10 protein-coding genes are annotated in these 16,191 nt (G+C 71.9%); 4 read left to right on the forward strand and 6 right to left on the reverse strand.

Going from position 1 to position 16,191, the window contains the following annotated elements:
* Positions 1–8: 8 nt before the first annotated feature.
* The 3 genes from ABGB17_RS01965 to ABGB17_RS01975 form a co-directional block, all read right to left on the reverse strand.
* On the reverse strand, positions 9–1,997 hold the full coding sequence (locus tag ABGB17_RS01965; RefSeq protein WP_347625933.1) for a tetratricopeptide repeat protein: 1,989 nt from the start codon (positions 1,995–1,997) through the stop codon (positions 9–11).
* A complete protein-coding gene (locus tag ABGB17_RS01970) occupies positions 1,907–3,079 on the reverse strand; it encodes a BTAD domain-containing putative transcriptional regulator (protein WP_347625934.1) in 1,173 nt (390 codons plus the stop codon). Before ABGB17_RS01970 ends, ABGB17_RS01965 begins: the two co-directional genes overlap by 91 nt.
* A 422-nt stretch (positions 3,080–3,501) precedes the next feature.
* Complete coding sequence (locus ABGB17_RS01975; protein ID WP_347625935.1) at positions 3,502–3,627, reverse strand: hypothetical protein; 126 nt, start codon at positions 3,625–3,627, stop codon at positions 3,502–3,504.
* Positions 3,628–4,129: 502 nt separating this feature from the next.
* On the opposite strand from ABGB17_RS01975, the gene ABGB17_RS01980 reads away from it, so the two are divergent.
* The 4 genes from ABGB17_RS01980 (at position 4,130) to ABGB17_RS01995 (ending at position 10,558) form a co-directional block, all read left to right on the forward strand.
* Positions 4,130–4,465 carry a hydroxyisourate hydrolase gene (locus tag ABGB17_RS01980; protein ID WP_347625936.1) on the forward strand — a complete coding sequence of 112 codons (336 nt, stop codon included), beginning with the start codon at positions 4,130–4,132 and terminating at the stop codon, positions 4,463–4,465.
* A gap of 91 nt (positions 4,466–4,556) precedes the next feature.
* The gene (locus tag ABGB17_RS01985; RefSeq protein ID WP_347625937.1) at positions 4,557–6,341 is read left to right on the forward strand and encodes a 2-isopropylmalate synthase; all 1,785 of its coding nucleotides are present in this window, start codon (positions 4,557–4,559) and stop codon (positions 6,339–6,341) included.
* A gap of 221 nt (positions 6,342–6,562) precedes the next feature.
* Positions 6,563–9,358, forward strand: a complete 2,796-nt coding sequence (locus ABGB17_RS01990) for an AAA family ATPase (protein WP_347625938.1) — start codon at positions 6,563–6,565, stop codon at positions 9,356–9,358.
* A 225-nt stretch (positions 9,359–9,583) separates the two neighbouring features.
* Positions 9,584–10,558 (forward strand): phospholipase A2, encoded by a 975-nt coding sequence (locus tag ABGB17_RS01995; RefSeq protein WP_347625939.1) that lies wholly within the window; start codon positions 9,584–9,586, stop codon positions 10,556–10,558.
* Positions 10,559–11,338: 780 nt separating this feature from the next.
* Here ABGB17_RS01995 and ABGB17_RS02000 read toward each other — a convergent pair.
* The 3 genes from ABGB17_RS02000 to ABGB17_RS02010 all read right to left on the reverse strand — a co-directional run bounded on the left by ABGB17_RS02000 (position 11,339) and on the right by ABGB17_RS02010 (position 16,162).
* On the reverse strand, positions 11,339–12,055 hold the full coding sequence (locus tag ABGB17_RS02000; RefSeq protein ID WP_347625940.1) for a YoaK family protein: 717 nt from the start codon (positions 12,053–12,055) through the stop codon (positions 11,339–11,341).
* Positions 12,056–12,116: 61 nt separating this feature from the next.
* The gene (locus tag ABGB17_RS02005) at positions 12,117–12,566 is read right to left on the reverse strand and encodes a hypothetical protein (RefSeq protein WP_347625941.1); all 450 of its coding nucleotides are present in this window, start codon (positions 12,564–12,566) and stop codon (positions 12,117–12,119) included.
* Positions 12,563–16,162: an AAA family ATPase gene (locus ABGB17_RS02010; RefSeq protein WP_347625942.1), complete on the reverse strand. Its 3,600-nt coding sequence runs from the start codon at positions 16,160–16,162 to the stop codon at positions 12,563–12,565. Before ABGB17_RS02010 ends, ABGB17_RS02005 begins: the two co-directional genes overlap by 4 nt.
* Positions 16,163–16,191 lie beyond the last annotated feature (29 nt).

Here is a 16,191-nt window from a genome sequence, read left to right on the forward strand (position 1 = left end):
CGCCGGGGTCAGTGGCCGTAGCGGCGCATCAGGCGGGTGAGCTGGTCGCGGATCTGGGCGGCCACCACGGGGTCGAGCTGCTCGGTCAGGGCCAGGCCCCTGGTGAGGGCGTCGCGGGCGGCGTCGTCGTCGCCCAGTTCGCGGTGGGCGTCGCTCAGGGTGATCAGGGTGCGGGCCTCCTGCAGGGGCATGTGCATCTTGGCGAACAGGGCCAGGGCCTGCTCGTAGTACATGACCGCCTGGGAGGCGTCGTCCCTGGTCACGCAGAGCTCGCCGAGGGCGAGCAGGACGCGGGCCTCGACCAGTTGCTCGTTCGAGGTGCCGGCGAGCATCAGTGACCTTCGCAGGGCGCTCTCCGCTTCGGCCAGCTCCCCTCGCCGGAGCCGGGCGACGCCGAGGCCGTGCAGGACGTAGGCCTCGCCGGTGGGGTCGCCGATGTTCCTCACCACCAGCAACGCCTCGTTGAGCACCTCCACCGCCAGGGCCGACTGGCCGGACTGCAGGTAGGTCTGGCCGATCCGGTGGAGCACCTGGGCCTCCACTCTGCGGCTGCCGCTGCTGCGGCTCAGGTCCAGCGCCTCGGACAGCAGTCGTTGCGCCCCCGGCAGGTCGTCGAACTCCAGCCGGAGCTGGGCCAGGTTGTGCAGGACGTACGCGGAGGCCACCTGGTCGCCGTTGGCGCGGAAGATCTCCAGGGCCTGCCGGTAATGGGCCTCGGCGTCGTCGAAACGGCCGCTGACCCGGTCGAGGAAACCGATGTTCCTGATCACGAGGGCGGCGCCCTGGCTGTCGCCGATCTCGCGGAACAGGCCCACCGCGGCCTCGAAGTCGCACCGGGCGTCACCGAAACGCTGCTGGGTGATGTAGAGCGAACCGCGCGAGTACAGCATGGCGGCCTGCCCGCGCCGGTCGCACGCCTGCCGTGCGGTGGCGAGGGCGATCTCGTGGGTCTCGCGCCAGTCGTCCAGGTAGACCCGGGACTCGAACAGCGTCACCGAGCTGATCGCGAGGTCCCAGCACAACTCCACGAACCCCGCCTGCGCCGCCTGGCGGATGCCGGACACCAGCGTCGAGCGTTCCCGCTCGTACCACTGCAGGGGGGAGGCGACGAGGCGGTCCACCAGGCGCTGCGGCAACGGCCAGCGCGGCGCGGTGCTGTGGATCTGCACGTAGTCGCCGCCGTACTCGCGGCGGTGCGCCGCCTCGGCGAGGAACAGCAGGCCGCCGAGCACCCGGGCGAGGGCCGCGTTGCGCTCCTCGGGGGTCTCCTCGGCGGCCAGGCGTTCGCGGGCGAACACCCGGATCAGGTCGTGGAAGCGGTACTGGCTGTGCACGCCGTACCCGGCGCCGGTGGTCTCGATGAGCTGCGCGTCGGCCAGGTCGTCCATCAGGTCCTGCGCGTCGTTGAGCGGCCGGTCCAGCAGGGCGGCGCTCACCCACGCGGAGAACACCTGGGTGTCGAGGACGGTCAGCAGCCGGAACAGCCGCCGCGCGTCGGCACCCGCGCTCTCGTAGGTGAGGGAGATGCTGGCGCGGATGCCCATCTCGCCGTGTTTCAGTTCGTCCAGCCTGCGGGTCTCGTCCTCGAGGCGGCTGACGAGCTGCTCGATGCTCCAGTGCTGGCGGGCCGACAGGCGGGCCCCGGCGATGCGCAGCGCCAGCGGCAGGTGGCCGCACAGCTCGGCCAGGGCCTCGGCGGCCTCCACCTCCGACCGCACCCGCTCGGCGCCCGCGACGCGGGACAGCAGGTCCACCGACTGGTCGGAGTCGAAGATCTCCACGTCGACGTGGGTGGCCCCGGCGAGCCCGGCGAGGCGGCTGCGGCTGGTGATGATCACGCCGGACCCCGGGTTGCCGGGCAGCAGCGGGACGATCTGGCTCTCGCTGCCCGCGTCGTCCAGCACGATCAGCATGCGGCGGTCCGCCAGCAGCGCCCGGTACATCTCGGCGCGCTCCTCCAGGCCGTCCGGGATGCCGGTGCCCGGCACGCCGAGCACCGCAGGAAACGCTCCAGGACCTGCATGGGGCTGACCGGCCGGGACGCGGCACCGTGCAGGTTAGCGAACAACTGCCCGTCGGGGAACCGCTCGCCGACCCGGTGGGACACGTGCACCGCGATCGTGGACTTGCCGACGCCGGGTTTGCCGACGATGACGACGATCGGCACCGCGAACCGTGACCGTTCCTCGGTGGCCAGCATGAGACGCTGCCGGATGTCGTCGATCTGCTTGGTGCGGCCGGTGAAGTCGGCGATGTCGGTGGGCAGCATGCCCGGGACGTTCGGCACCGCGAGCGGCGCGGGCGGGTCCGGCTTGCGCGGCGCCGCGGGCAGGTCGAGGCTCTCGTCGGAGGTCAGTATCGCGTGCTCGAGCTGCTGGAGCCGCTCGTTCGGCTCGATGCCGAGTTCCTCGATCATCGTGCGGCGGGCGTTGCGGTACACCTGCAGCGCCTCGGCCTGGCGGCCCGAGCGGTACAGCGCCGTCATCAGTTGCCCGCGCAGCCGTTCGCGCAGGGGGTGGTCGTCCACCAGCTCGGTCAGCTCGCCCACCAGTTCGTGGTGCCGGCCGAGGTCCAGTTCGAGCTGGATGCAGTCCTCGTGCGCGGCGACGCGCTCCTCGGTGAGCCTGCTGGCCGCCGACTGCACGAGCCGGCTGTCGATGCCGTCCAGCGCCGGGCCCCGCCACAGTGCCAGCGCGTCCCGGTAGTGCTTGATGGCCTCGTTGACGTTGCGCGTCTCGCGGGCGCGGCGGGCCCGCTGCACCCCGATGTGGAAGCGCTGCATGTCGATCTGGTCGGGCGCGACCTGGATGGCGTACCCGAGCGACTGGGTGGCGATGATGTCCGGGCTGCCGTTGGCGGCGAACAGACGGCGCAGCGACGAGATGCAGATCTGCACCTGTGCGCGGGCCGTCGTCGGATGGTCGTCGCCGTAGATCGCCTCCATGAGCCGGCCGATGGTGACCACCCGCCCGGCGTCCAGCAACAGCACGGCCAGCACGATCTGCTGCCGGATCCCGCCCAGATCGAGTCTCCGGCTGCCCGCGGTCGCCTCCAGCGGCCCCAGAATCCCGAATTCCACCTGCATCTCCTCGCCGAAAGCCCGGGTCCATCCGGAAGTTCGCTCACCCTCCGTGCGAGCGGGTAACAGGTGCGTGGTTCCAGGAGATCCGCCTCCTTGAGGACATCGCTGTCGATGGGGCGGGCCACCGTGCACGAGAATATTTTTGCGCATGAGTCACACACGTGGGGCGATGTCCACTTATGTCGGGATCGTACTACTATACGTGTTTCCGGGCTACAGCATCCTGCGATGACTTTCGAGGGTTCGCGCGCTGTTTGCCGGCCCCTTACCGAGACCACTCGGGATTCCAGGACGTATATGGCTGGGTGTCCTACTGGTGATAGTTGATTCTGACTATTCAGAGAACGACATGAGGCCGGAGACGGTGCGTCCCGGCCTCGTGGTGACGCGGAGGCTGCGCTGCGTGCGCGCGGAGGGCGTCACCCCCAAGGGGTGTTGCCGCCGCTGACCGCCCGCCCGGCGGCCGGCGCGGGCCCCGCCCCCCGGGCGGCGCGGACGATGGAGTCGGCGAGGGGGAGGACACGGCTTCCGGGGAGAGCGCTCATGCTCTGACCTCTTCTCGAGTCGCGGACCGTGGATTTCTCAGCCGATTCGCTGGAATGCCGTCAAGCTATTGCGGTTCGCCATTCACTCCTTATCGGATCGCTTCTCTCCTGCCATTGGCGCACCTCGCACCGGCGGAGCCGGATTTTCACGCATTTCCCAGGGCATTAGAGGCCGTTCGCCGGCGTCACGGCCCTTCGGCGGGCGAAAGCGGCCTGAGCTGCGTGGACGGCATCCCGCGATAGCGCGGGGACGGCGGGGAATAGCCGGACGAAAGTGCTTCGATAGCGCCTTGCGTCACTCTCTGCAAAGGCCGGGACCGGTCGCCGTACGACCTCTCCCCGTCCCGGTCGGCAAGCGCGCCGGGTCGAGGACGCCCGGAGGAGGGCCTCCGCCGTCCGACAGCTCGCGTGCGCGCCCGCGCGCGGCCTCCCCAGGGCACGCCGGGCGCGATGGTCGTGGAGCTGTCCGTCACGGCGGGCGCGGCAGGAACAGGTGTCCTTGATGAGCATTAGTGCACAAGCGCTGGACGGCGTGTACGGCCGCTCGGCCGCCGGGGTGCGGGCGCGGCTGGAGCGCGACGGCGACGGCCGGTGGCTCGACGTCGCCGGCGCGGAGACCGACAACGACGGCCGCATCAGCGACTGGTGCGAGGAGAAGTTCGAGCGCGGGCTGTACCGCATCGTCTTCGACAGCGACTACTACTTCGTCGGCCTCGGTTTGACCGCGGCGTATCCCGAGGTGATCGTCACCTTCCGGATGAAGGACGAGACCGACACCTACCAGATCCAGGTGATGCTCTCCCCGTACTCGTACTCGACGCATTTCCGGATCGCGTGACCATGGCGTGCCTACGGCCGGCCGCTTCTCCGGTCCCCTCCCGCCGGGCGGTGGGCCGCGCGCGGGCCGGCCGGGTCTAGGAGGGATCCCAGTGACAACCGTGAGCGACGCCGGCGCCGGGCGGCGGCCCGGCACCGCGTGGACGGCCGGGGCGCCGGCCGCCAGATACCGGCCGCCGGCACCCGTCGGCCTTCCTGGGCGGCGCTGGCCGGACCGGAGCATCACGACGGCCCCCCGCTGGCTGTCCACCGACCTGCGCGACGGCAACCAGTCCCTCGCCGCGCCCATGACCCCCGAGCGCAAGCTGGCGATGTTCGAGCTGCTCACCGGCATGGGGTACCGCGAGGTCGAGGTGGGGTTCCCCGTCGCCAGCCAGGACGACCTGGCGTTCGTGCGCACGCTGATCGAACGGGACCTGATCCCCGGCGACGTGCGCATCTCGGTGCTCACCCCCGCCAGGGACGAGATGATCAGGCGCACGGTGCTGAGCCTGGAGGGCGCGCGGCGGGCCACCGTCCACCTGTACAACGCGACCTCCCCGCTGTTCCGGCGGGTGGTGTTCGGCATGAGCCGCGACGAGTGCAAGGACATGGCGGTGCACGGCACCCGCCTGCTGATGAAGTACGCCGACAAGCTGCTCGGCGGGTGCGACCTCGGCTTCACCTACTCCCCGGAGCTGTTCAACGAGACCGAGCTGGAGTTCACGCTGGAGGTCTGCGAGGCGGTCATGGACGTGTGGCGGCCGGAGCCGGGCCGCGAGATCGTGCTGAACTTCCCCACCACCGTCGAGCGCTCGCTGCCCAACGTGTTCGCCGACCAGATCGAGTGGCTGGACCGCAACCTGTCCCGGCGCCGCGACGTGTGCCTGTCGGTGCACCCGCACAACGACCGGGGCACCGGGGTGGCCTCGGCCGAGCTCGCCATGCTGGCCGGCGCGCAGCGGGTGGAGGGCTGCCTGTTCGGCAACGGCGAGCGGGCCGGCAACGTGTGCCTGGTCACCCTCGGGCTGAACCTGCTGACCCAGGGCCTGGACCCCGGCGTCGACTTCTCCGACCTGGACCGCGTGCGCCGCGTCGCGGAGGAGTGCAACGGCCTGCCGGTGCACCCGCGCCACCCGTACGCGGGTGAGCTGGTCTACACGGCGTTCTCCGGCTCCCACCAGGACGCCATCAAGAAGGGCTTCGACGCGCTGGACGGCACGGCCGCGCAGCGGGGCGCGCGGCCCGCCGACCTGCCGTGGGAGGTGCCGTACCTGCCGCTCGACCCCCACGACGTCGGCAGGGCCTACGAGGCGGTGGTGCGGATCAACAGCCAGTCGGGCAAGGGCGGGGTGGCGTACGTGATGGGCACATGCCATGGGTTCGACCTCCCGCGGCCGCTGCGGGCGGACTTCGCCCGCGTGGTGCAGGCCCACGCCGACGCCGAGGGCGGCGAGATCTCGCCGGAGGTGATCCTGCGTCTGTTCGAGCGCGCCTACGTCGAGTACCCCGCGCTGCCGCTGCCGCTGGTGCTGTGCGGGGAGCCGGTGACGGCCGAGCTGCACCTGGACGGCGGGCGGCCCTGCCCGCCGGCCGAGGCCGTGCAGGACGCCAGGGACGCGCTCGCCCGGTGGGGGGTGGAGGTGCGCGCCGTGCACCGCCCGCCGCCCGGGTCCGCCGCGGCCGGCGGGGACGGCGTCGTGGTCTACGCCGAGTGCCGGGTGCGGGGCCGCGCGTTCTGGGGGGTGGGGGCCCAGGACGACCTGCCGGCGGCGGCGTTGTCAGCGGTGCGATCGGCGGTGACACGAGGACGGATGACGATCAACGGCCTGGACGTGCCGGCGCCCCGGGGGAGCCGGTCCGCCATCGCCGCGGGGCCGGTGATAGCAGGACGATAAGGCGCGAAAAGTGTTTCGACATAACGTGTCAATCGCCCGTAAAACTGCATATCACCTGACAATTCCACGTTATTGGAAGGCACCGCGAGCAATGGTGAGAACAGCCCTGGTCTTCGCGAAAGGTGAAGTAACCATCGGAATCGCGAGTTCCGTCCGGCTGACGGCCGCGCTTCTCGTAGGCGGCGACACGAGTTTTCCGTCCGTGAAAAGGGAGGCTCTTCATGAGCCTGATCGATCGACATGAGGCGCTGGCGACGCTGGAGGGCATGCTCGCCGGCGCCGTGGGGGGCAAGGGCCGGGTGGCCTTGGTCAGCGGCACCGTCGCGACCGGCAAGAGCGAGCTGCTGCACTCCCTGGCGGAGCGCGCCGTCGAACTCGGCGCCCTGCCGATCACCGCGACGGCGTCCCTCGCCGAGCGCGATCTGCCGCTCGGCGTGTTCGGCCAGCTCGTGCAGGACGCCCCGCTCGTGCTGGAGGAGCGCGACCGGGCGATGTCCCTGCTGGAGGAGGGGGCGCGCACCGTCACCTCGTCCGGCCCCGAGGCCGAGACGCTGAACCAGGTGGACGCCCAGATCGTGCACGCGCTGTGCACGGTGCTGCTGGAGCTGTCCGAGCGCCACCCATTGATGATCATTGTGGACGACGTGCACCACGCCGACCGGCCGTCGCTGTTGTGCCTGGCCTACCTGTCGCGCCGTGTGCGATTCGCCTCCATCATCGCGATGTTCAGCCACTCCGACCACGGCCGGTACGCCGAGTCGTCGTTCGCCACCGAGCTGACGCGCTACCCGCACTGCCGCGAGGTGCGGCTCGGCCCGCTGTCCCCGGCCGGGGTGATGGAGATGGTCACCGCCCGCCTCGGCGCGGAGGCCGCCACGCTGTTCGCCGGCGACTGGTACGCCTACGGCGGCGGCAACCCGCTGCTCACCGAGGGCCTCATCGAGGACCACCGCCGCGCCGTCCGCGCCGCCGGAGGAGAGACCCCCGCCACGCTGGTGCCCGGCGACGGGTACGGGCAGGCGGTGCTGGCCTGCCTGCGCCGCGCCGACCCGCGCATGATGCGCGTGGCCTGGGGCCTCGCCGTGCTCGGCGAGCCCGCCCAGCTCGACCAGCTCCTGGAGGTCGGCCCCGAGTACGTCGGCCGCGAGCTGCACTCCCTGGAACTCGCGGGGCTGCTGACCGGTGGCCGGTTCCGGCACGAGGCGGCGCGCACCGCCGTGCTGGCCGAGCTCGGCGCGGGCGAGCGGGGGCGGCTGCACCGCCGCGCCGCCGAGCTCGCGTACGGCGGCGGCGCCTCCACCACGCAGGTCGCCGACCACCTGCTGCACGCCGACACGGTGAGCGAGCCGTGGGCCGTCGAGGTGCTGGAGGACGCCGCCCGGCACGCGCTGCGCGACGGCCGCGTGGAGCCCGCCGTGGAGTACCTGCGGCTGGCCTGGCGGGTGTGCACCGACGAGCGGCAGCGCGTGAAGATCACCACGGCGCTGATGCGCGCCGAGTGGCGGATCAACCCGAGCACCCCCACCGGGCACTTCCCCGAGCTCACCGACGCGCTGCGCCGCGGCCACCTGCGCGGCAGCGACGCCGTCGTGCTGGCCAAGGCCTTCCTGTGGCACGGCAGGTTCGACGACGCCCGCGACGTGCTCGGCCGGCTCAACGAGACCGGGGAGGAACCCGACCCCGAGACCGTCACCGAGCTGGTCATCGCCCGGCCGTGGCTGCGGTGCACCTACACGCCGTTCCTGTCGCACCTGCGGCAGACCACCGGCGAGCAGTCGCGCGGGGCGATCCTGTCCGTGGCGGCCGACCGGCGGCTGGAGTCCGCCATCGCGCTGGCCGCCGTACTGACCCGCGGGCCGCGCCAGGAGTTCGCCGGGGCGGTGGAACGCATCCTGCGCGGCTCGCGTCTCGACGAGGTGTCGATGGACACCGTGGAGAACGCCCTGCTCGCCCTCACCTACGGCGGCAGGTCCGACAAGGCCGCGCCGTGGTGCGACCTGTTCATCGACGAGGCGTCCTCCCGGCACGCGCCGAGCCGCCGGGCCCGGCTGTCGGCGATCCGCGCCGAGATCGCGTTCCGCATGGGCGACATGCTCGGCGCCGAGTTCCACGCCCGGCTCGGCCTGGACACCATCCCCGTCAGCGGATGGGGCGTCGCGGTCGGCGCGCCGATGGCCGCGCTGGTCATGGCCTCCACCGCGATGGGCCGGTACGACACGGTCAGCGACCTGCTCGACCAGCCCGTGCCCGACGCCATGTTCCAGACCCGCTGGGGACTGCACTACCTGCACGCCCGCGGCCGCTACAGCATGGCCACCGGGTACGCCCAGCTCGCGCTGCGCGACTTCCAGCGCTGCGGAGAGCTGATGGGCACCTGGAACCTCGACGTGCCGGGCCTGGTGCCCTGGCGGGTGGAGGCGGCCGAGGCGTGCCTGCGCCTGCGCCGCCCCGACCAGGCCCGCCGCCTCGCCGAGGACCAGATCCGCCGCTGCGCCTCCAGCTCACCCCGCGTGCACGGCATGGCGATGCGCCTGCTGGCCGCCACCAGCGACCTGCGCCACCGCCCCATGCTGCTGCGCCAGGCCGGCGACCTGCTGCAGTCCGGCGGCGACCGCTATGAGCTGGCCCGCGTGCTGTACGACCTGCACGAGACCTTCCACGCCCTCGGCGAGTACCGCCGCGCCGCCATGATCGCCGGCCGCGCCCGCGCCGTGGCCCAGGAATGCCACGCCGACCCCCTGACCCGCGCCCTGTCCCGCGACACCGAACCGAACGCCCTCCCCGCCCCCGCGGCCGCCGCCGACGCCTCCGACGACACCTCGATCCTCTCCGACGCCCAGCGCCGCGTCGCCGTCCTCGCCGCCGCCGGCTACACCAACCGCGAGATCGCCGACAAGCTCTACATCACCGTCAGCACCGTGGAACAACACCTCACCCGCACCTACCGCAAACTCAACATCGCCAGCCGCGCCGAACTCCCCGCCACCCTGGAACCGGGCACCACCCTCCCGGTGTGACATGTCGCTGTCCCCGCCAGACGGGGACAGCGATCGGCGACGTAGCATACGAAAAAGTGAAAATGATTTATTTTCACCTTCATTGATTTTACAGCCTGGCTCAAGTAAGTGGACTCGTCTCACTGACTGGCCATAGCCATGTATCGGAATGTTGTGACGTAAATCTCTTGTCCTATAAATTCCTCAGGGTGCGACGGCCGGTAAGCCGTCGCGTCAGGAGGAGAGATGATTGGTCGACGTCGGTCGGCGTCCGTGGTCGCGTTTATCCTCGCGATCCTGATATCAAGCGCTCAACCGGTCCCTTCCGCTGCGGCCATTGGTTCCGCGGTGAGCGCAGAAAAGGGAGGGGCGGTGCCGCGCGATCTCTACGCGAGAACGGATGCGTACCTCTTCGGGTACAGCCTCGGGGGGTTCGCGGATATATGGGACTCCAGTCAGGGAAGCGGGCTTGACGACTTCCTGCTCTGGGGCGCGGATGACTGCTCGAAATCTCCAGACGGGTTCTTGGGGTTCAAGTTCGACTACCCGTGCCGTCGTCACGACTTCGGATACCGGAACTACCGGTTGCAGGGGCGGCTGACCGAGGCGAATCGTAAGCGGATCGACGACAATTTCTGGCGGGACATGAACACGGTCTGCTCGGGCGGCAGATTCGGTCCCTACCAGCTCAACGCCGCGGTCTGCCACAAGATGGGAATGCTCTACTGGTCCGTGGTCCGGGCCGCCGGATGGTGGAAGAAGAAGCCGTATAGCGGCTATTTCGTCCTGTCCAACGAAATGAGCGATCGCTGTGCCGAAGTATTGAGATCGGCCTACAGGACGAACGGCGCGTCCGTGAAGTTATGGGAGTGTAACAACGCGGACTCTCGTCACGGGTATCAAAACATCCACATCAACGGATCCGTGTCGGCTGGAACTCTTGGAATCAAGGTCGACGGCGAGCGCAAGTGCTTGGACGCCGATGTGCACGGGATCGGTGTCAACGGAACTAGAGTGCAACTTTGGGACTGCAACGGCCAGGCCCAGCAGTTCTGGATCATAGGTAAGAGCGGACCGTTTGGACGCGAGATCCGGAACGCCCGCGATCTGACCAAGTGTTTGGACGCCGACCTCAACACGATCGGCGCAAATGGCACGAAAGTACAACTCTGGGACTGCAACGACTCCCGTCAGCAGCGATGGCGCACCCTGTGGTGGTGACGACCGGGTTCTCAGCGCTCTGGCTAGAAATATGAACAGAGGACATTCAGCCACGAAGTCGATCCCGCTGCGCTGGGCGATTCAGTCCTCATGATCAGACATGGGGGCGGCGCCGCGGCGAAGCGTGGAAAGCACGGTGTGAACGGCGGCGGCAGCGGTCAGGTGATCGCTGCCGCCAACGTCCATACGACTCCGGCGTGGGTGAGTACCGATCCACTGCCGTCCGGCGGCGCCGGCATGCCGCAGGGCGAGAGCGACCCTACGCAGGGCTACTGGTGACCTAGCCCACTCGGCGACCCTCTGGCCAGTGTCCTGGCGGGATGAGCGTACTCTCCTGTCCCGACCCGGTCCGGTGCGGCTTCCCGCTCCCCGCGAAGCGCCCGGCTGAGCTCGTCCCCAGCGGAAGCGTTGATCGGACATGACGATGTCCTGTAGCGGCCTTGCTGCCGGCGCCGGGTCATGATCGAGATACGCCCGGTACATGGCCATCACGAACGCTCCGCGGGCCCGGCCGTCGGCCATGGGCTCCGCTGGAGTCCAGGGTCACAGTGCCGGAGGCCAGGACGCCCGCTTGGCAGTCAGCGTTGACCTGACCGATGTGCGCCCGCCGGGGTCGGCGGCCCGTCCAAGCCTTTCGGTGATGGTGGCTGGTCACCAGTAACCCCTTCTCTGTGGCGCACGATTTCGTGTTGCCAGGGCGTCGGCACCGCGTGCTCACAGCGAACGATCTAGCGGTCCAGCCTGCTACCCCTGGATCCGGGGTGGCCGAGTTGCTGTGTCCTACCCCTTGTGCCCCCCGTCACCGGCCCGGCCACCGCCCGGTTCCTGACGCCGGTGGTGGCCGTGGCCGGCCGTGTGGGCGAGAGCGACGGCGACCAGGAAGACGGCCACTGCGGTCAGGGTCAACGGGACCCCGGCGTGCCGGACCAGCAGGGCGCCGGTCAGGGCGCCGAGGAACATGCACAGGACGGCCGCCGCCCGCCGCGCCGCCAGCGGGTTCACTCCGCCGCCGAGGGACGACTCGGACGCCAGCCCTGTGAGGATGCGGGTGAGCACCGACCCCGTCACGTCCGGCAACGCCAGCAGCCGCACCGTCGCGCCCTGCAGGCCCATCGCCGCCGCGAGCACCGCCACAACCGCGTACCGTGCCCCGCCCTCCATCCCCGCCCCGGCCTCCGCCCAGGCCGCGACCCCCGCCGCCACCCCCACGGCGGCCGTCTCGGCGCCCAGCGCGACCAGCAGGTGCCTCTCCCCGAACACCCGCCCCGCCCGTCCCCCCGCGACAGCCCCCGTGAGGAACGCCAGCAACGACACCAGCGACCCCGTCGCCGAGAACCCCGGCGTGCCGCCCGCCGCGAACCCGAGCACGACGACGTTCCCCGTCATGTTGGCCGTGAACACCTGCCCGAGCCGCAGGAAACTGACCGCGTCCACCATCCCGCTGACCACGGTCAGCGCCACGACCGGCCCGACCAGCGGCCCCCGCCCACTCCCCATGACGTCATCCCGGGATCAGAACGCCCGCCCCCCGTAGCACGATCCCCCGCCGCCGTCCCGCTCAACCCGACGACAGGCACGGCCCGCACATCGGCAAGTCGGCCAGCCCGTCCCCCAGCGACGCGGACAACCGGGTGCCGGTGGCCGTCCCCGTGCAGACCCGCTCGCCGTGCCGCGTCCCGCACGGGCAGTGGCACGGCCCGGTCCCGGCCTCCTGGGCCGCGGACGCCTGGCGGTCCAGCGTCCGGACGAGGTCCACCATCCGCCGCACGGCGGGGGACCGCGCCCACTCGGCGATGCCGCGCGCCAGGGCCCCGGCCGCCGTGCGTGCTGTCTCGCCGGACACCGGCGCCGCCGCGTGACGTGCCTCGTACGCGGCGTTCCGTTCCCCGCGCAACGCGCACACCACCTCGGGGGTGGGGTGCTCTGCGGTCCACACCATGGCGTCGGGCCCGCCGTGCCAGCCGGCGAGGACGTCGTCGATGGCGCCGAGGGTCTCGTCGGGGGTCACGAACCCGTCCTCAGCAGCAGGCGGGCCTCGGCGGCGATCGCGGGCATGCCGAGGCGGTCGGCGAGTTTCAGGGAGCGGTGGAGGAGGCGGGTGGCTTCGCCGGTGGGGTCGTCGGGGGAGAGGGTGAGGAGGGCCTTGGCTCTGTCGAGTTGGATTCTGGCCATGTGGGGTGGGGCGGCGGAGACCATCTTGGTGGCTTCGGTGAAGTGGTGGAGGGCTTCTTCGGGGGCGCCCGCGGTCATGGCCAGGAGGCCGCGGAAGCGGGCGGTGGGGCCGAGGAGGACGGTGGGCCAGCCGGCGAGGACCAGTTCGTGGGGGTGGGCGGCCAGGCGGTCGCGTAACAGGGGGATGTAGGCGTCGACGCCGCCGCCGGCGGCGCCGGGGACGCCGGGGAGGGTGCCTTGGACGCCGGCGGAGGCGATGGAGTGGCAGGCGGCGGCCAGGGCGGCGAGGGTGGGGACGGCCCAGCCGTGCGGGGGGAGGGACGCCAGGTTGGAGGTCTCGTGCATGATGGCGGCGAGGTGGTCGGCGGCCTCGTCGTGGCGGCCGGTCTCGCACAGGGCCAGGACGTGGGCGGCGCGCCAGATGGGGAAGTAGCCGTGTTGCTCGATCTGGCGGGCGAGGCCGAGGTCGAACAGCTCCTCCATGCGGCCCCGTTCGTACAGCAGCCAGAAGTACTGGCCCATGAGGGTCTGGTTGAGCGTCTCGGCGGGCATGGCCTGGTTGGCCGACAGCTCCTGCACCATGGGCCACGACTCGCTGGTGATGCGGTGCTCGGCGCGGGCGAAGTCGCCGTTCCACAGGTCCATCAGCGTGTCCAGGGTGCTGCGCAGCCACGGGCCGAGGGACCGCGGGTCGCGGGTGACCAGGGAACGGTGCCGTTCCACGGTGCCGAGGGCGTCGCCGAGGCGGCCGAGGCGGAGCTGGTCGATGGCCATCGCGACCAGTGCCTCGCCCTGGAAGTGCGCCGAGCCCGCGCGGATGCCGGCCTCCTGGAGGCGGGTGGCGATGCCGAGCAGTTCGGCGGGTCCCGCGTGGTCGTACAGGGCCCAGCGGCACTCGGTGAGGACCTCGCAGCGCACCAGGTCGTCCCCGTCGGAGGACAGTTCGCCGAGGGTGGTGCGGGCCAGCGCCACGGCGTCCAGGGCGGGGCCGTCGGGGCTGACGGCCATGGTGAGCTTCTTGGCCAGGTGCGCCTTGAGCTGGAGGCGCAGTTCCGCCGCCTCCTCGCCGGTGTCGCCTTCCAGGCGCGTGAGGCCGGTGCTCAGCAGGTGCACGAGCTGCTGGTCCACCTGGCCGGGGGGCGACCAGCGGCGGGCCAGGCGGATCGCGGCGGTCGCGGCGGGCCGCGGCAGGCCCGGGCCGGCCGTCTGGTACGCCTCCAGGTAGCGCCGCCCCGCCTGTTCCATGTCCCCGCCGTCGCCGAGGGCGTCGCCGAGCGTGATGAGCAGCCCGACGCGGGTCGCCGGGTCGGCGTGCAGCCGCAGGCCCTCCTCGGCCCACGCGACCGCGTCGCCGACGCCGAAGCCGCGCTGCTCGGCGCGGGCGGCGTCCAGGCAGGCGGCGGCCACGCGTTCCTCCGGCACCCCCGCGCCGGCGGCGCGGGCGTGCTGGGCGATGCGGACCGGCAGCGACGGGTCCACCCATCCGCCGGCGGCCATGCGCCCTGTCAGGGCCTCGAACGCCCGCCGGTGCAGGTCCCGGGCGAGGGCGGGGTCGCGCTTGAGCTCCTCCAGCACGTCCTCGCGGGAGCGGTCGTGCGCGAAGCGCACCCGGTCGTGCCCTTTGACGGTGTTGCCGGACGCGGCGAGCGCCTGCCTGCGGTCGGCCTCCTCGGGCGTCAGGTCCAGCATGCGCGCCACCAGCGCCGGGTCCACGTCCCGCCCCACCGCGGTGATCGCCGCCGCGGCCAGCCACACGAACGCCGCGGCGGGCCCGCCGTCGGTGCGGGCGGTGCCGGGCGCGTCGTCGTAGGGGCGGCGGGGCCCGGGCACCCGGTCGCCGTGCCCCTCACCCGGGCGGCCGGGGGCGGGCCTGCCGCGGGACGGCAGTGTGGCGTGGGGCGCCTCGCCCGGCTCGGTGAGGCGGCACAACTCCAGAGGCAGCCCGTCGGTGACGCGGACCGCCTCCTTGGACTCGTCCATGGTCGGTTTCCGCCCCCACGCCTGGCCGAGCCACTCCGCCACCTCGTCCACGGTGAGCGGGGTGACGGCGAGGGTGTCCATGACCTCGCTCCAGCGGGAGGAGTCCTGCCGGGTGGCGAGCAGGAAGCCCACGGGGGCGGTCTCCAGGCCCTTGCGTACGTGCCGGAGCAGCTCCACGGCGTAGGAGCCGAGCAGGTGGGCGTTGTCCAGGGCCACGAGCAGGCCGTTGCCCGCGGCCCGGCGTAACAGGCTGACCAGCAGGAACGTCAGCTCGCGTGGGTCGCGTTCGTGGCCGGGCCGGGCGGGGGAGGCCATCACGCCGGCCGACATCAGTTTGCCGAGCGACTCGCGCTCCCGCGGCGTGATCGGTTCCGGCGGTGCCGCGAGGTCGCGCCGCAGGTGCCCCCACACCGCTCCGGCGAGCTCGCGCCAGGGCTGCAGGCCGTCGAGGTCCTGGCACATCACCGTCACCATCAGCACCCGCTCGCGCGCGGCCAGCCGCTCGGCCTCGCGCAGCAGGCGGCTCTTGCCGACGCCGCCCTCCCCGGTCAGCGCCAGCGCCGCACCCCGGCCGCCGGCGAGCCGCCGGATCAGCGTGGAGAGCCTGCCGAGCTCCCTGTGCCGCCCGACCAGCGCCTCGGGCCCGTCCTGCTCCTGCCACCGGGCCGTGCCGAGCGGCGCGGTGGCGTCGAAGCCGTGCTCGTGCAGCGCCAGCAGGTCCATGGCGCGCCGCGTCGCGTCGTCGTTGGGGGAGCGGGAGTCGCGCTGCGCCGCGACGCGCCGGGCGGCCGCCCCGCCGTCCTCGCGCAGCCCGGTCAGGAACCGCAGCAGCCACAGCGCCGCGGTGTCGTCCTGCCCCTCGCCGACCGGGCCGCGGGTGACGAACGCCGCCTCCTCGTGCCTGCCGAGCCGCAGCGCGATCCGCGCCACCAGGCGCACCAGCTCGCCGCGCTGCTCCTCCAGCCGGGCCCGGTGGCTCTCGCAGACCCACGGCAGGGTCCATCCGGCCGACAGCGACGCGAACGGCGCGCCGCGCCACTCCCCGGCGGCCTCCCGCAGGGCGGTCAGCGCGCCGTCCAGCTCGCCCGCGTCGTACAGTTCGCGCCCGAGCCGCACCTTGGCCTCGAAGCGTGCGGTGTCCACCGTGGCCGCCAGGTACCCCGGCACCCGCTCCACCAGCTCGTACGCGTGCGACCACTTGGCCGGCGGGATGTCAAGCTCGCTGCCCGACAGGGCGGTGCGCAGGCGCGACAGCGGCGGTGCGACGTCGGGCACCGGCCAGTCGGGGCTCTGGCCGAGCGCGGCGGCCAGGGCGTTCTGCGGCACCGGATTGCGCGCCGAGACCAGCATGGCCAGGGCCTTGGCCGTCTGCGGGAGGAGCTTGCGTGGGACTCCGTCCACCAGGATCGAGACGTCGCCGAGCAATCGGATGTCGAAACGCGCCACTTTCACCGCCGCGAAGAGTGATGTCAGATTCTCGA

Source organism: Sphaerisporangium sp. B11E5 (genome assembly GCF_039871875.1).
GTDB lineage: Bacteria > Actinomycetota > Actinomycetes > Streptosporangiales > Streptosporangiaceae > Sphaerisporangium.

Excerpts from the sequence above, each read along its gene's own strand:
- ABGB17_RS01975 (WP_347625935.1), bottom strand. The coding sequence starts at position 3,627 with ATGAGCGCTCTCCCCGGAAGCCGTGTCCTCCCCCTCGCCGACTCCATC.
- ABGB17_RS01980 (WP_347625936.1), top strand. The coding sequence starts at position 4,130 with ATGAGCATTAGTGCACAAGCGCTGGACGGCGTGTACGGCCGCTCGGCC.
- ABGB17_RS01990 (WP_347625938.1), top strand. The coding sequence starts at position 6,563 with ATGAGCCTGATCGATCGACATGAGGCGCTGGCGACGCTGGAGGGCATG.
- ABGB17_RS01995 (WP_347625939.1), top strand. The coding sequence starts at position 9,584 with ATGATTGGTCGACGTCGGTCGGCGTCCGTGGTCGCGTTTATCCTCGCG.
- ABGB17_RS02000 (WP_347625940.1), bottom strand. The coding sequence starts at position 12,055 with ATGGGGAGTGGGCGGGGGCCGCTGGTCGGGCCGGTCGTGGCGCTGACC.